Source organism: Paraburkholderia translucens, from assembly GCF_020881035.1.
Classification (GTDB): Bacteria; Pseudomonadota; Gammaproteobacteria; order Burkholderiales; family Burkholderiaceae; genus Paraburkholderia; species Paraburkholderia translucens.
The window spans coordinates 241,284-257,864 of sequence record NZ_JAJITC010000007.1 but is presented as its reverse complement, the minus strand read 5'-3'; the positions used below and the strand labels follow the sequence as shown (position 1 = coordinate 257,864).

The 16,581-nt window shown below is 58.8% G+C and carries 13 protein-coding genes; all 13 read left to right on the top strand.

Going from position 1 to position 16,581, the window contains the following annotated elements; translation table 11 throughout:
- The first annotated feature begins 291 nt into the window (after window positions 1-291).
- The 13 genes from LJ655_RS15585 (at window position 292) to LJ655_RS15525 (ending at window position 16,548) form a co-directional block, all read left to right on the top strand.
- Window positions 292-1,353, top strand: a complete 1,062-nt coding sequence (locus tag LJ655_RS15585) for a glycosyltransferase (protein WP_230562144.1) — start codon at window positions 292-294, stop codon at window positions 1,351-1,353.
- A 1-nt stretch (window position 1,354) separates the two neighbouring features.
- Complete coding sequence (locus tag LJ655_RS15580) at window positions 1,355-2,803, top strand: DUF6418 domain-containing protein (protein ID WP_230562242.1); 1,449 nt, start codon at window positions 1,355-1,357, stop codon at window positions 2,801-2,803.
- 3 nt (window positions 2,804-2,806) lie between these two features.
- A complete protein-coding gene (locus LJ655_RS15575; protein WP_230562143.1) occupies window positions 2,807-4,045 on the top strand; it encodes an MATE family efflux transporter in 1,239 nt (412 codons plus the stop codon).
- Window positions 4,042-5,418: a glycosyltransferase gene (locus LJ655_RS15570; RefSeq protein WP_230562142.1), complete on the top strand. Its 1,377-nt coding sequence runs from the start codon at window positions 4,042-4,044 to the stop codon at window positions 5,416-5,418. Before LJ655_RS15575 ends, LJ655_RS15570 begins: the two co-directional genes overlap by 4 nt.
- 115 nt (window positions 5,419-5,533) lie before the next feature.
- Window positions 5,534-6,568, top strand: coding sequence for a glycosyltransferase (locus LJ655_RS15565; protein ID WP_230562141.1), 1,035 nt, complete (start codon window positions 5,534-5,536; stop codon window positions 6,566-6,568).
- Window positions 6,569-6,651: 83 nt separating this feature from the next.
- Window positions 6,652-8,487, top strand: coding sequence for an alpha/beta hydrolase (locus LJ655_RS15560; RefSeq protein WP_230562140.1), 1,836 nt, complete (start codon window positions 6,652-6,654; stop codon window positions 8,485-8,487).
- Window positions 8,488-8,708: 221 nt separating this feature from the next.
- Entirely contained in the window at window positions 8,709-8,960 is a 252-nt protein-coding gene (locus tag LJ655_RS15555; protein WP_230562139.1) for an acyl carrier protein, read from the top strand.
- The gene (locus LJ655_RS15550) at window positions 8,957-10,201 is read left to right on the top strand and encodes an acyl-CoA dehydrogenase family protein (protein ID WP_230562138.1); all 1,245 of its coding nucleotides are present in this window, start codon (window positions 8,957-8,959) and stop codon (window positions 10,199-10,201) included. Before LJ655_RS15555 ends, LJ655_RS15550 begins: the two co-directional genes overlap by 4 nt.
- Window positions 10,201-11,175: an amino acid--[acyl-carrier-protein] ligase gene (locus LJ655_RS15545; RefSeq protein WP_230562137.1), complete on the top strand. Its 975-nt coding sequence runs from the start codon at window positions 10,201-10,203 to the stop codon at window positions 11,173-11,175. The genes LJ655_RS15550 and LJ655_RS15545 overlap by 1 nt, the downstream gene beginning before the upstream one ends.
- Window positions 11,172-12,260, top strand: a complete 1,089-nt coding sequence (locus LJ655_RS15540) for a DUF1839 family protein (protein ID WP_230562136.1) — start codon at window positions 11,172-11,174, stop codon at window positions 12,258-12,260. The genes LJ655_RS15545 and LJ655_RS15540 overlap by 4 nt, the downstream gene beginning before the upstream one ends.
- Window positions 12,261-12,328: 68 nt before the next feature.
- On the top strand, window positions 12,329-14,839 hold the full coding sequence (locus LJ655_RS15535; protein ID WP_230562135.1) for a glycoside hydrolase family 2 protein: 2,511 nt from the start codon (window positions 12,329-12,331) through the stop codon (window positions 14,837-14,839).
- Between the two features lie 78 nt (window positions 14,840-14,917).
- On the top strand, window positions 14,918-15,640 hold the full coding sequence (locus tag LJ655_RS15530) for a TetR/AcrR family transcriptional regulator (protein ID WP_230562134.1): 723 nt from the start codon (window positions 14,918-14,920) through the stop codon (window positions 15,638-15,640).
- Window positions 15,637-16,548: a haloalkane dehalogenase gene (locus LJ655_RS15525; protein ID WP_230562133.1), complete on the top strand. Its 912-nt coding sequence runs from the start codon at window positions 15,637-15,639 to the stop codon at window positions 16,546-16,548. Before LJ655_RS15530 ends, LJ655_RS15525 begins: the two co-directional genes overlap by 4 nt.
- Window positions 16,549-16,581: the final 33 nt, after the last annotated feature.

The following is a 16,581-nucleotide window of genomic DNA, read 5'->3' as shown; positions in this document are numbered from 1 at the left end:
GACTCGCGTTGTAGATCTCAAGGTAGTGGGCGGAGGGCGCCTTCGAGTTGGCATGTCGGGCAATGCTGCGCAGCAACGACGTGAATGATTTCGCACACCACCACGAACGGGCGCATGCAACCTTAGCAAGGGGAAGGCGGGATGAACCGAATCAGTGAGTCGTTGCTCGATGGAACGACGCATGGCGCGAGTAGTGCCACGGCAAGTACAGCGAACACAGCGACCACGGCGAAGACGCAGGCGAAAGTTGTATGGTTTCTCGGCCCGAGGCCGGCGAGCTGGAATGGCGTAATGCGATACAGCCTCGCCTGCCTCGACATGATGAAGCAGTTCGACGACTTTTCGACGCAGGCAGTGGACATTCCTGCGCCTTCCCGTTCGTTCAAGCGGTACTGGACGCAATTCGTGCTCTATCCGCTTCGCGCGATGCGGATTGCGCGCAGGGTGGATGTGATCGTGTTGTATCAGGAAGACATGGCATACATGATTCCGTTCATCAAGCTGGCCGGCGGACGCGTATGCATCGTGATGCACCACGTCGCTTCCCGAGACCATACGCGCGGTCTCGTGGAAACGCTCAAGGCGCATTACATGAGGATTCTGCAGCATCTGATTCCGCACGCCGATCTCGTCATCTCGACCACGGACGTCGCGATTCGGGATGCAATATCCGAACTGGGCGTGAAACCGGAATCGATAGAACTGGTGCCGAACGCGTTCGACGCAAGCATTGCGCCGACGGATAGGGCAGTGCGCCATCGCGCGCGCATCGCATTGCAGGAACGGCTTGGCTTTTGCCTCGGCGATGCGCTCGTACTACTGAACGTCGGCACGGACGAGACGCGCAAGAACAATGTGACCGTATTTCGCGCTTTGGCCGAGCTCGGCAGGAAGGACATCGTCATGCTGCGCGTGGGAAGAGCGCAGAACGCTGCGAACCGCAAGCAATGCGAGGAAATTGCGCGGGATGCGGGTATCCAGGCGCATTTCGTCGAGGGAGTCAGCGAGGAGGATCTGGCCTACTTCTATCAAGCCGCCGATGCCTATGTATCGCCGACGCTGCATGAAGGCTTTGGACGGACGGTGATCGAAGCACAGCTTACCGGGTTGCCAGTGATTGCTTCCGATCTGCCGGTGTATCGCTTCACGATGAAGGATACGTTTATCGCCGTGCAGGACCCGCTGCGAGTCGAGTTCTGGCGCGATGCGATCGAGCGGGTCGCGGAGGACCCGTGCTTGCGTCAAGACTTCGCCATTCGCGGCCGGGAGAATGCGCGGCGTTTCTCTAGCCAATCTGTTAGCGGCGACCTTCGTCGCGCGCTCGAAGGCATCGCACGTCGTGCAAAGGCCTGACATGCTCATGCGCTCGTTTATGCCGGCCAATGAGATATCGCCGAATAATGCATATGGGTTGATCGTCGCGGCGTTGATGCTGCTCGCGCTGGCCACCAATGCGGCGCTGCCTGCGCTCGGGCTCGCGAGCCTCAGCGCGGCGGCGACATTCGCGCTCGCATGTGCCGGCGTGCTGGCGCTTGTTTGGTGGCGTCCGGTGTTCTCTGTATCGATGCTCTATCTTCTCTGCATCAGCCTGACGGTTTTTCTCGGCGGAGTGGGCATTGAAGCGGGCGGCTATCTGACGGAAACCGGCGTGCAAGGCGAAGCCAATGGCGCATTCAGCCGCCTCGTATGGTTTTACGTCATTTTCACGGCATGCGCGCTGGCGGGCTTCGAGCGTGTGTTACCCGAACGTCGTCGGATACGCGGGCGAATCGTACCGCGCCTGACCATCGATAACCCGAGCCTGATGCTCGGTCTTGCGCTGGCGGCGGCAGTATTGGCGGCGGGAGCCATTGCGGGGGCGACCGAAGGTTTTGCACTGCTGAAAGGCGTGAACCGGTTTGCACTGCGCAACGACAGCGAAGGCGCGGGCCCGATCTTCAATCTCTTCCTCAACAATCAACTCTTCGTGGCTGTGCTGTTGGGAACGCTTTGGACAGCGCAGAGCGGTTGGGTGCGCTGGCTAGCGCTTTCCATGAGTGCGGCTGACGCCGTTCTTGAAGTCCTGCATGGCGAGCAATTCATGTCGGTGCTCGGCTTGAGCCTTTCCATGCTGTCGCCCTTTGTCGCCATCCTTGCGATGAATGGCAAGCCCGTGAAGCGCTACCTCGTTTTGGGTGCAGTCGTGGCACTTTTGCTCGGCAGTGTTTCAGTGTTCTATGCCTATCAAGGACAAGGCCTCGATACGTCCGACACGATGCTGTCGCGCGTATTGCTGCAAGGCCAGGTCTGGTATGTCGTCGATGGCGACGCGACGCTCTTTGGTGCGCCACAGGGCGGTTCCGCCGCGTTCGGGCGGGTGTTGGGCTCGCTTTCATCGCTTAAGGCCCCGACATTTTTCGATGACGGCGCCGTGAGTGGATTGCGCGACGTCATGCTCGCGTATGGCACACCCGAGATTTTGCGCGCCTACATTCACGATGACGTAACTTTCACGATGGGGCAAATGGCGGTTCCAGTCTACTGGTTCGGCTTTGCAGGGGCAGCCGTGTTCATCGCGATGACGGGGCTCGTCTACGGCGCGCTTGTCGCATTGCAGATAGTGGTTGCGATGCGCGGCGGCATCGTGCTTCTATGGCTGACGACGAAGCTCGTGTCATACGCCGGATTCGGCTTACAGCAGGGCGAATACTGGAATGTCTTCGGAATTCGCACGCTCGCATACGCGGCACTCGCTTGTGCGTGGTGGTACTGCGTCGATGCACGAAGTGCACGCAGCACCCGCCCACAACGCACCTGGGGCTGAAGCTTGAACTCCTTCCTGCAACTCCTGCTGTCCTCGTTCTCGGGCGTTGTCACCGAAAAGGTCGTCGGCGCGCTTGCGGCTGTGGCGAGCAATCATCTGTTCGCGGATCTTTATGGAGTGCGTCTCTTTGGCGAACTTCAATTTGCATTGTCGCTCGTCTATGTGGTGGGCAGCATCGCACTGATTTTTGGCGCGCCCGTTATCGCGCCGATTCTTGGCAAGCATCGGCGCTTGCGGCATCTGATCTTCTATCACACGTTCCGCTTGCGTCTGGCCCTTTCGTTTGCCGTGATGATGTCGTTCATGGCCATCGTGGTGCTTGCCATGCCTGTGTCGAGCGCGACCGCGCTTACGCTGATAGCGGCGCTCGTATTGACGGTCGAGCCACTTGCGCTAGGTTCGCTGATGGCCTATGCGGAGACCAAGCCGTGGGTCATTACGCGCGCAAAAGCTTATGCGAGCGGCGTGCGTGTGCTCTGGCTGCTGGGTGCCGCTCATGCGTCGATGGGCGCCATATTCGCGTCCTTCGCATGGCCGCTCGAAGCGTGTGTGGCGGCGGTGGCGCCATTTAGCCGTTATCGTTCGATGGCCTTCAGCAGTCCACGGTCGAAGCCCCGAGATTCAATCATCACGCGCACGCTCGTGTCGCGCGGCCTGAAGATCTGGCCGGCAATCGCCGCGAGCGTCATCGTATTGCGCATGGATCGGTTGTTGCTCGGCGTGTTGATGTCAAAGGCTGATCTTGGCATCTATGCGGCGGCTGCTTCGCTCGTCGAGCAATGGAATTCCGCGGGCACGACGCTCGCGCTCGCACTCGCTCCGAGCATGGTCTACGTCGGGCGCAACGAGGAGCAATTGCGCTCGCGCTCGGTCAGGCTTGCATTCTATCTCGCCCTGGTCGGCGTTTTCGGGTGGGTTGCCAGCATCTTCGTGGGACAGCGAGTGTTCGACGTCATCTACGGTCCGAAATTCGAGGCCGGGGTTTCCGTGATGATCTATGCCACGCTGTGCGCGGTCGCCACTTTTGCCGACGCGGGGCTCAGCACGTGGCTCGTCGCTGCGCGGCGATATCGGCTCATCATGGTCAAGCAAGGCGTGACTGTCGCCTCGATCGCTGCCGCGCCGTTTCTGATGCCGCGCGCGTTCATGATGTATTCGCCCGCAACCGCCACGGCGGTGTCGGTCGTGCTGTTTTGGGCGGTGACCTTCGGCTTTTCGCTTCATCACAGGGACCGAACATGAAGATCACGCTCTGCGCGAACCGGTTTCCGCCCAACGTCGTCGGCGGTGCAGAGGTAATGGTTCACGCGCTCGCCGTTGAATTGAAAAGGCGTGGACACGACGTATCGGTATTGACGCTATCGAACACGCGCAAGGGCGAGCGGACCACGCGCGATGAACTCGACGTTCATGTGCTTCCCAATCTCAACGTGTACGACCAGTTTCGTCATGGGGAACGCGGCCGCATCGTCAAGATGCTGTTCGGCATCGTCGATGTTTTCAATCCGCTGATGTTCGCGCTCACCTGGTGGCGCCTGAAAACGCTCGACCCCGACGTGCTCTGCACGAATACCCTCAAAGGGATTGGACCTGCGCTATGGGTCGCCGCACGCTTACGCGGCTTGCCTGTCGTTCACGTGAATCATGATTACTGGCTGCTATGCCCGCGCTCGACGATGTTCGCCGACGATAAGGCGTGCGTGACGCCATGCGGTCAGTGCAGAGCTGTAGCACGTCCGAAAGCATGGCTATCGCGCATGGTCGACCGTGCCGTTAGCGTGAGCCGCTTCGTCGATGAGCGGCATCGCGAGGTGGGATTCTTTCCGCGTAGCGAACCGATCGTGATTCACAATGCGCCGCCTTTGATGCGTGGCATGAATGCAAAGCCCCACGTGCCGGGCAAACCGTTCAAGGTGGGTTTCATCGGAAGAGCGGATGCCACCAAAGGCATCGAACAGTTTTTTGCCAGTATCGCGGCGGCAGATGTGCCGAACCTCGAGGTGCATATTGCGGGCAAAGATAACGAACGATGCATTCCCGCGTTGGTTGCGCGTTATCCGCAACTGAAGGTCACACATAACGGCTTCATGCCGCGCGAAGCGTTCTACGGGCTCGTCGATCTTGTCGTTGTCACATCGATGTGGGACGAACCGTTTGGCATCGTCAGCATCGAGCCGTGGGAATTCTTCAAACCGTCAGTGGCATTCGCGTCCGGCGGGTTGCCGGAAATCTACGCGCGAGTGCCGGAATTGATCGTGCCGCGCGGCGACACGGCGGCGTTGGGCGCACTCATCGCGAGGCTTGCGGGCGACGGCGCATTTTACGACGCAGTAGCACGACGCTGTCATGCCGAGCGCAGTCGCTTCATGCAGCGGGAACAGGTGGACGAATACGAACGAATCTTCAATTCCGTGGCAAATAAACGCGCGCCAGACGCGAGCCCGGCTGGGGCCAGAAGTACTTTAGCCATTGATCAGACGAGGACTCTTCGCAGAGACAGGGTGCAAAATGAAAACCAGACGCGTGCTGATGGTGATGACTCGGGACATCCCGGAGACGGCGAGCAACGGACGCGAGCGGACGCTTTGCTTCATTCAGGAAGCGATCGGCAGTGACATCGAACTGCGCGAGTTGAAGCTGTGCTCGGTGTTCGAGACGCCCGGCGTCCTGCCGAAGCTGGGTGCATTAGCCCGGCTCGTGCGCGGCGTACTGTCCGGCGCGCCATGTGCGTTGCAGGTCGCGATGTTTTCGCATTGGCGCCATGCGCATGTGCTTGCTCAAACGATCAAATCCTTTGCTCCGGATGTCATATATATCGATGGAATTCGCCTCGTCGATCAACTGGCGCACATTGGACGGCTGTCAGAGGGGCGACCGATCATCGTCGACTTCGATGATCTGATGTCCCGCCGGGCAACGGTCTTGCACCGGGCAAGTCTGCCGCTGTCCGCGGGCTATCTGACGAAATCGGTTCCCGCCCCGGTGATGAAGCTGATCAACGCCCGAGTGCTCCGTAATGCCATTCTGCGATACGAAGCGTTCTGTCTCGCGCGTCAGGAGCGCGAAGCCGTCGAGGCGGCGCATGCCGTCACGCTGGTGTCGAGAACCGATGCCGCCGCGCTCAGCCGCACTCTCGACGCGCGCGCACGTAACAAGGTGCATGTGATTGCTCCGCCGGTTTCAACCGTGCGCCGCCTGATGCGACCTGTGTATCCGCTGCGCTTCGTGTTCATCGGCTCAGACAGGCAACTGCAGAACCGGCTGTCGATTGAATACCTGTGCGACGTTTGGCGGCGCGTCACACCCGATGTCGAGCTCGTGATTTATGGGCGTATGGTGCGTCGATACCAAGCCGTCCCAAATGTGCGTTTCGCCGGATTTGCGCCATCGCAAGCGGATGTCTATACGAAAAATTCCGTCGCGCTTTGTCCAGCGTTCCTCGCGGGCGGCATTAAATCGAAGGTGATGGAAGCCATTGCGCATGGGTGCGTGCCGGTTGGGAACGAAACCGCATTCGAAGGGCTTGGCTTTCACGAACCCGCACTCGCGATGCATGCGGATGATTTCGAGCGCTTCGTCGCGAATCCGTGGCCGCACATGGACGCCGCGTTGCGAGCTGCCGAGCGCTTCGCGGCCTGGTGCGAGAGCGAGCACAGCGTGACCGCCTTCACGACGCGTTGGCGCAACCTTCTCAGGTTGTCGCCAGCATTGCCGGAACAGCCGAGCGCCATGAGCATGCCCGCGCACCAGCCTTTACAACTCTGATCCCATCAGAGGGTCGGAAAGAGAAGATAAGAACAGGACGTCAAGGGCGAGCTTGAACGTCACGAGAGCGAAGGAGGGCCAACATGAAACCGATCGTCTTCGGTGACCGCTTCGGATGGTTGCACACCGGATCGAGCGCGCGCGGGGTGATTCTTTGCAACACGTACGGCCATGAGTATGTCTGGACGTACAACGGAATGCGTTATCTGGCCGATGAATTGTCGGCGCGTGGCATCTGGGTATTGCGCTTCGATTATGCAGGCACGGGGAATTCAGCGGGGGCCGACGGCAAACCGGATCAATTCGAAAGCGCCGTGAGCGACATACATGCGGCTATCGCTGTCCTGAAAGCCGAAACTGGCGTCGAGCATGTGAGCCTGTGCGGTTTTCGCGTGGGCGCCGCATTTGCGCTTTGCGCCGCTATGGAAAAGCCGGTCGATGACCTCGTGCTGCTCGCACCAACGACAAACGGGCGCATCTACTTGCGCGAGCTTTCGATGGTACGCAAAACCTGGCTGGAGCAACTGGCGCCGCCATTGCGCGCGGCTCAGCAAGACAGTCCGTTCAGCGTGTTGGGGCAGGTCTATTGCGATGAGTTCAAGCGCTCGCTCGAGTCCGTTGATCTTTTATCAGCGTTGAGGAAGGCGAAACATGCCCCCGCGCGGCGTGTGCTCCTTATGCAGGCACGCACGGGCGCGAATGATCCGCTCCGTGATGCCCTCGCCGCACTCGGCGTGCAAGCCGAGACGCGTCCGTTCGAGGGCTTGGCGGGCTTTCTCCAGGAGACGGCGTTTTCCGTCTTGCCAGAAGAGACCTATGCCGAGGCGGTCGAATGGATGTCCGCTGGACGCGAAAAGGCCGTGCCTTCACAAATGGAGAAACACTGGCCTGACGATCTCTGTATCCAAACACCCGAGGCGATAGAGCGGCCGGTATGCATCGGCGAAGCGGGCCTGTTTGGCATCTTGTGCGAACCGCGCACCGGCGCGACGCACGGTATGGCGTATTTGCTCGCGAACACCTCGGCGAGCGCACACGTAGGCGATAGCCGCCTGTCGGTGCGCATCGCACGGGAGCTGGCGCGCGGCGGTATCGCTTCATTGCGCTTCGATGCGCATGGGCGTGGCGATAGTCCGCCAGACGGCACTGCAAATCAACCGAACCGCCGTTTCTCGCATATCTATGATTCAGTCGCGACCGAAGATACAGCCGCCGCCGCGCGCTGGCTTTCGCTCCACGGCTACAAAACGATTTTCGCTTTCGGCATCTGTTCGGGTGCATATCACGCGTTGAAGGCGGGCATCATGGAGACAACGATCAAGGGCGTCGTCGCAGTCAACATTCCGACCTTCAGGAAGCCGGAAGAAATGGCGCCCGGTGCACTTCGGGAAGCGGCTCACAATTCGATGGCCGGCTACGCGATCTCGATGCTCGATCCCGCCAAGTGGAAGAGGGTGCTGACGGACAAGAAGAAATTGACTCGGATCGTCCGCTTTGTCGCCGGCAACCTTTCAGCGCGTGTCCGTTCGCTCGTCGTCGGTGCACTGCGGCTCGATGCGCTCAGCAATACCACACGGGAGCGAGCGGCTGAACCGTTGCCGATGATGCGAGCGCTCGATGCAAAAGGCGTGAAGACGGTCCTCGTGCACGGCGCCTACGATGCGAGCATGGATCTGCTTGCAGCGAATTTCGGAAGGCGGGGTGCCCGCCTGTCGCGCTTTCCGTCGATACGCGTAGCCATTTTTGATGACGTCGATCACGCGCTCTTCAATGCTTCTAATTCAGCGAAGGTGATTTCACTGTGCGATAGCGTAATAAAGGAAACGAGCGGAGCAGCGGCACAAGCAAATCATTTCGTGGGCGCTGCTTCCGTTTCTCGACCGGCGCGCCCGAAACGCTATTTCACTTCGAAACCATAGTCAGCGTCCGTTCCCAGGTCACCGTCCGCTACGGCGACCCGGCGAGCGGTAGGACCACGTTCAAAAATGGCCATTCAGTACAGCGGAAGATGTTCACCATTTGTGTAACCTGACGCACAGAAAAGTGGACAGTGCCGGTGGTCTACTTATATCCATGACCAATGCGGGTTTACTGTCTGATTCACCCTCGACGTCCAAACAATCACTATACCGGGGCACATGTGAAGAACGAACTACGACAAATCATCACGAACGTTGCTCACCTCGACATATTGGATGGCAACATTTCAGACGATGCCGACCTTTACGAAATCGGTCTGTCTTCGTTGAATACGATTCAGCTACTGCTCGCGATCGAAGACCACTTTAATCTGGAAATTCCAGACCGGATGCTCAGCCGAAGCCTTTTCCAGAGTATCGATTCACTGGCCAACGCGATTACGCAGTTGCAGCGGGACGCGCAACCATTATGAATAATCTCGATTCCGATATTGGCGAGGAACATTTGTCAGTGACCGCCTCGGTACGGCAACGGGCAACTGCGGGTGAGACGGTCGGCCACGCACTGGACAAAGCCGCTCTCGTTGTCGCCGAAACCTGCGCGCGGTTTGCTGAAGCCGTCGATCGGGACGCGAGGTTTCCGACCGAAGCTGTCGACGCCATGCGTGAACACCGCATGCTCGCCGCAATGGTTCCGAGGGAGCTTGGCGGTGCAGGCGTCTCGCTTGACGCGGTCGCCTCTGCCTGTCGAATTCTCGCTCAAGCCTGTTCGTCGGCGGGAATGGTATATGCCATGCACCAGATTCAGATCGCATGCACAGCCAGACACGCGCTGTCAGAAGAGTGGCATCGGAATTTCCTCAGTGAGTTGGCAAAAAACGAGTGGCTGCTGGCATCCGCGACATCCGAGGAAGGGGTGGGAGGCAATCTTCGCAACAGCCAATGCGCAATTGAAGCACTAGACGATTCATTCGATCTTCACAAGCTTTGCCCAGTCATTTCGTATGGCGCATATGCTGACGCAATTATCGCGACGGCAAGAAAGAGCCCGTCTGCTCTGCCAACAGACCAGGTACTACTCACGCTCTTGCGAGAAGACACGACGCTGACTCGCCGCAGTGAATGGGATACTTTCGGGATGCGAGGCACCTGCAGTGAAGGTTTTTCGCTCGACGCGACCGGGCACGTGCAACAGATCTTTCCTGCACCGTTCGCTGAGATCGCCGAACAGACCATGGTGCCGACGTCTCATATCCTTTGGGCATCGGTGTGGACGGGCATTGCGAACGATGCATTTTTGCGCGCCCATCGCTTCTTCCGCGCTCAGGTGCAAAAGAACAAGAATGACCTTGCCCCGGCCGGAAGGCGTATTGCCGAGGCGCTCGCATTACTGCAAGCAATGCAGGCGCGGGTGGACAGCGCATTGCGCTTGCATTCAAGACAAGGACGCGAGCGGTCATGGTCAGAGGCCATGTCGGATGCGGCCGAGATCAATACGTTGAAGACGTTCGTATCGACTACCGCATTGCAGGTCGTTTTCCATGCGGTGATGATTTGCGGAATGGCGGCATACAAAAACGGAACGCCATTCAGCCTGAACCGCCACATTCGCGACCTGTATTCCGCTCCGGTGATGATCAGTAACGATCGCATCGACCTCAATACAGCCAACCTTCTGCTCGCACAGCGTACGCTGTCTTCGGAGAGAGACTAATGGATGAATCAGTTGCCGTTAAAGAGCGTCCTTTCAGTGGATTCAACACCAGCGATGACCGAACCGGCGTCAATTCACTGAGAGATGCGTTGGTTCAGGCGGGATTGTTGATACCGACGGGTGTGCAGGGGCTATTCGGTCGAGACGAGCGGTTTGAACGAGTGGTCGAGGCCATCGATTCGCTGGTCACCCGCCTCGGTGCCGATCAGAATGCCGAGGTGTTGCGCTTTCCACCGGCCATGAGCCGCATTGAGTTCGAGCGTAGTGAATATTTGAAAGGCTTCCCGCAACTTGCGGGAACCGTTCACAGTTTTTGCGGCGGTGAGCACGAACAGCAACGCGTTTTGCAATGTCTCGACCGCGGCGACGACTGGACTGAGTACCAGAAGCCGACGTACGTCGTCATGACCCCAGCTGCTTGCTACCCGGTATATCCAGTCATCGCGCAACGGGGTTCGTTGCCGGAGCAGGGCAATACAGTCGACGTTTTCTCGTATTGCTTCCGCCATGAACCGTCGCTCGATCCGACCCGCATGCAATTGTTCCGGATGCGCGAATATGTGAGGTTTGGCACGCCCGCGCAAATCATGGCATTTCGAAGCGAGTGGATCGAGCGCGGAACACGTCTGGCGAAATTGCTTGAATTGCCCAACAGCATCGACCTGGCCAATGACCCGTTCTTTGGACGAGGCGGCAAGATTGCCGCGCATAGTCAGCGCGAGCAAAGTCTAAAGTTCGAGTTACTGATTCCTATCGAAAGTGCGGACAAGCTCACCGCCTGCCTGAGTTTCAACTATCACGTGGACCACTTTGGCCTGTTGTGGGGAATCAAGACCCATGACCTTGGCGTCGCTCATACCGGCTGTGTCGGCTTCGGTCTGGAAAGGCTCACGCTGGCGCTTTTCAAACACCACGGCTTTGATATAGCTCGGTGGCCACAAACCGTTCGCGATGTGTTGTGGAAGAGACCATGAGCAACCTGTTTGCTCAGGCATGCGATCCGGGCGCCGACCAGATTCGCGAGGCGCGGCAACGGGCTATCGACTATCGCCCTCATCCGTTGCACGGCCCACAGATGATCTGGAGGCAAAGCAATTGCTATGTGGATATGTGGATCGAGGTGCTTTCGCGGTGGGGTTTGGATCCGCACGCTGCGTTGCCCTTCACTGTCGCAATGGATTTTGAGGGCGATCAATTCACGTTTTTCAAGTTCCCCCTTGCCGATCTCGAACTGTTGTACGGCGTAGTCGTACAGGAACACGCTATCTTCGAGCCACTTCATCTTCATGTCGAGAAACAGGTGGCGCGCGGCAATGTGATGATGGTTGAAGTCGACGCGTGCTATTTACCGGACACGCAAGGCGCAAGCTATCGGGAACAGCACACCAAGACTACGATTTGTATCGACGCAATCGACCCGGTCGGCCGCCAACTTGGTTACTTTCATAACTCCGGCTACTATCTCGCGACTGCTTCCGACTACGATGCGTTGCTGAATCTCGGATCAGCCGGCGGGTTGCCTCTCGCTCCGTATGTCGAATGCGGGAAACGTCGCTTTGAGCCACTCTCAGGAATACGGTTGCGCGACACTTCTCGCGCACTGCTTCGGCTACACCTTCAGCGCAGACCCAACGTGAATCCTATTGGAGCGTTTCGGCAGGCTTTTGCCCGCGATGCCAAAGAAATCGCCTCGCGGCCGACATCGTACTTTCACGCGTACTCGTTCAACACGCTCAGACAACTCGGCTCGAATTTCGACCTGCTCGGTCGCTATCTGCGTTGGCTCGACGCGAGCGGCGACAGCGACGCCGGGATGCTCGGCGCGCAAATCGCGGCGTCCGATACCATCGCGTCCGAGTCGATGGTACTGGAATTCCGCCTCGCACGAGCCAGCGCGCGAGGCAGAGAGGATGGTGGGGAAAGCAGCCTCGACATACTGGAACATGCCTACGAATCGCTTGTCGACGGTCTCTGCAAGGTATTTTTGCCGACCGGCATCGAGGCTCAGGTGAAAGGGGATACGCAGGTTTCACAGCACAACCCCTTGCTTATTCCATGACTGATGGATCCGTCGTATCGACGCCGTGCCACGCAGCGACGTTAGCAGGCTCGCGACCTGCACGCCGCATGCAAGGCTGGAAAATGCGCGCTACCCCCGCCGGCGCGGCAGCGCAACCGCGAGATATAGCGGAGACCGAATCGGCCAACTGGATGGATGCGACGGTGCCAGGTACAGTGGCACATGAGCTTGCCCTGGCTGGCAGGTTCGATCCGCTCGATCCGACGCCGCTGGGCTCATACGACTACTGGTATCGATTGAACCTGTCTGGCACTGGGCGCCGCCTGATCCGGCTACATGGCCTCGCCACGATCGCCGAAGTGTGGTTCAACGACACCTTGTTACTGCGCTCGGCCAACATGTTCGTCTCACATGAGACGGTGGTTGACCTGAGTCCGGAAGCTAATACGCTATATCTATGCTTCCGTTCCATGGACCGTCATTTGCAAGCCGCCGTGCCGGCGCGAAGAGCGCGTTGGCGGACCCGTCTCGTTGATGCGCCTGGGTTGCGCGGGATACGAACGACGTTGCTTGGTCACATGCCAGGCTGGTTCCCCTCGATAGAACCCATTGGACCCTGGCGCGACATCGAGGTCGTAGATCCGGATGGGCCGCCGGTGATCTGGCAGCACTCGCTGCGTTCCTTCGTGCGAGGCCGCGACGGAGTTATCGACGTCACGCTTAGACTGGCTGCCCCAATCAATGGCACGCTCGATGCCCGCCTGAGTTGCGGCGGCCATGAAACCCCCTTCGTTCAGCGCGACGCATACACATTCCACGCCGAACTCACTGTGGCCAACGTCAAGCTTTGGTGGCCACACACGCATGGCGAACCCACTTTATATGACGTCACGGTACGGATCGCGCGCGCGTCGCTGCCGTTGGGACGAACCGGCTTTCGCACGCTCGCCGTTGACCGCGGGCATGACGAACGGGGCTTCGCGCTGTCGGTCAACGGTCTTCCGATCTTCGCACGTGGAGCGTGCTGGAGCAGCGCAGACCCACTGCGTTTGCACGCCGGCACGTCCATCTACCGGCACTATCTGGATCTGGCCAAAGCGGCTGGGTTCAACATGATTCGCGTTGCCGGCACCATGGTGTATGAGGATGATGCCTTCTACGCTTTATGCGACGAAATGGGGCTATTGGTTTGGCAGGATTTCATGTTTGCCAACTTCGACTATCCATCGGCCGATCCATGCTTTGTCGCTTCAGTCGAGCAGGAGGCGATTCAATTTCTCGAGCGTCGCGGCGCCAATCCGTCGCTCGCGGTGCTTTGCGGCGGCAGCGAAATCGCGCAGCAGGCGGCCATGGTCGGACTCGATGCCACTCAACGGCAAGTCGAGCTGACAGCGCAGAGGCTTGCCGACATTGCAGCGCTCCATCGCCCAGACGCGATCTACGTTTCCGACTCGCCGTGCGGCGATCCGCTACCGTTCTATCCGCGAGAAGGCGTATCGCACTACTACGGTGTCGGCGCGTATCGCCGGCCACTGCACGACGCACGCCGCGCCGAGGTGCGGTTTGCCAGTGAATGCCTCGCGTTTGCGAACGTGCCATGCGACGCAACCCTGGATGCGATCGGCTCTCCGATGACTCACGAGCCGCGCTGGAAAACCGCGGCGCCGCGCGACCCGGGTGCATCCTGGGACTTCGACGACGTGCGCGATCATTACCTGCGCGAACTGTACGCACAGGATCCGGCTCGTCTGCGAAGTCAGGATCCGGCTCGCTACCTGGAATTGTCACGTGCGGTCATCGCCGATCTGTTCAGCGAGACCTTCTCGGAATGGCGGCGCATTGGTTCACGATGTTCGGGTGCGCTTGCCTGGCAGTTTCAGGACGTCATGCCAGGTGCCGGCTGGGGCATCGTCGATGCATACCTGCGTCCCAAATCCCCGTGGTATGCGATGCGTCACTCGCTACAGCCGCGGCAGATCCTCTTGCTGGACGAAGGGCTCAACGGCCTTGACATTCACTTGCTCAATGATAGCCAGCACGCGCTCAATGTGCGGGTCGAAGTGGTTGCGCTGCGAGACGGTAGAGTCCCACTCGTTCGCGCGCACCGTGACCTCAGCGTCGAGCGCCACGGCGGAGTTCGAATCAACTCGGTTGAATTGCTTGGCCGATTTTTCGACTTCACTTACGCCTATCAGTTTGGTCCGCGCGAGCACGATACGGTGATCGCCTCCATGTACTCCCTAGATAGCAGTGCGCTTTTGTCTCAGGCGTTCTATTTTCCCGATCGGACGCACCCGAGCGTCTTTGAGCGCGGCGATATTGGCCTTGAAGCGACCGCGGAGTGTTGTGACGGGCAGTGGTGGGTGAACATTCGCACGGTTTGCGTGGCGCGCTTCGTTCAAATTTCCGCGCCAGACATGCTGCCCCAGGACAACTGGTTCCACCTCGCACCTGGCGCGCACACGCGGGTCGGACTAGCACCAGACAGTGCCCAATTGCTGCGGCCGCTCGTCTCCGAACCGAGTCCTCAGAAATCTCGAGCGCTTCCAGATCCGATGGTGATCGAGGTGCGCGCCGTTAATTCCGCCAAGACCATCCGGTTGAGGATTGCGAGTTGATGCGTGTACCGCCGCCTGCGGAACATCGTGAGATGACGACCTTGACGGTTTTGTAATGCTGGCGGCGTGGAATTCGGCATGCACCTTGTCGAAAGCCGCTCAGTGCCGTTTGCCTGCCTAAGCCGACATCCCGGATCTCCAAAAATACAACTTGACATCACAGTTCACGCGACTATATTTCCGCTCAATACGCACGACTGTATTGCCGCCATGAGCAAACGATCATTCCGCGAAGACATTCTGAATGCAGGCCTCAAGATGATGCTCCAGACGGGGTACGAGGGGGCGAGTGTGCGCGACATCTGCGCAGCGGCGGCCGCTCCACACGGCTCCTTCACCAATCACTTCCGTTCGAAGGAGGCGTTCGCGGAAGAGGTACTCAATCGCTACTTCGCGCATACAAAAGAACTCGTCAGCCAGGCTTTGTGCGACCAGAGCCTGACTCCCCGACAGCGGTTGCGACGGTATCTCGACATCATCAGCGCCGTATTGGCAGACGACAAGTGGAACCGCGGTTGCCTGATCGGCGACTTCAGCCTTGAGACCGCTTCCCAGAGCGAACGTTTGCGCGAAAGGCTGGAGGCGATATTCCAGGAATGGCGCGGTCCGTTTGCGTCGTGCATCGCGGAGGCGCAACGTGCCGGTGAAATTGATTCAGCATTTGATCCGGTCGATCTCGCCGAATTCCTCCTTGCCTCATGGGAAGGTGCAATTCTTCGTATGAAGGTCGAACGCGGGCCTGCCGCACTCGACCGCTTCAAGAACATCGTCTTTCAGACCATATTCAAGGATCAAAAATGACTCCGCATTTTGATGTTGAATTGCCCCACTTAAATGTTCTCGATTCCACCATGGCCTATCGGGAAGCGGGAAATCCGGAGGCGGCGGTCGCGCTTTTTCTGCATGGAAACCCGACCTCGTCGTACATATGGCGGAAGATCATTCCGCTGGTTGCGCCCGTCGCACACTGCATCGCGCCGGATCTCATTGGGTTCGGCCAATCGGGAAAGCCGGACATCGAGTATCGATTTGCGGATCATGTCCGATACCTGGACGCGTTTCTCGCCAATGCGGGAATCTCATCGGCATTCGTCATCGCGCAGGACTGGGGGACGGCCTTGGCCTTTCACCTGGCGGCTCGTCGGCCGGAATTCATGCGCGGGCTTGCCTTCATGGAGTTCATCTGGCCAATGCCGACATGGGATGATTTTCACGAGAATGCGCGGGAGAATTTCCCGAAGTTCAGGACGCCGGTGGTGGGCGAGCAGATGATTCTGGAAGACAACGCTTTTGTGGAGCAGGTTCTTCCCGGAGGAATGGTGCGCAAACTCACGGATGAAGAGATGTCTGTTTATCGCGCACCGTTTCCTACTGCCGAGTCACGGCGACCCACATGGCGTTTCCCGAACGAGCTGCCCATCGAGGGAAAACCAGCAGATGTGTACTCAACCATGGAAAGCGCACACCGTGCGCTAGCGCAGTCTTCTTACCCGAAGCTGCTTTTCACGGCGACGCCTGGCGCTTTGGTGTCGCCTTCGGTCGCGAAACGTTTTGCAAGTAATATCAAGGGTTGCCAGGTTGTAGAGCTTGGAGCGGGAATTCACTACTTGCAGGAAGATCATCCAGATGTAATCGGTGCCAAACTCAGCGAGTGGCTACGTGGACTGGGAGCAAATTCCGGGAGCCCGGAACAAAGGCTAACGCTGTAAGGACATCATCGATGACTCGGACAGATTGGAAGT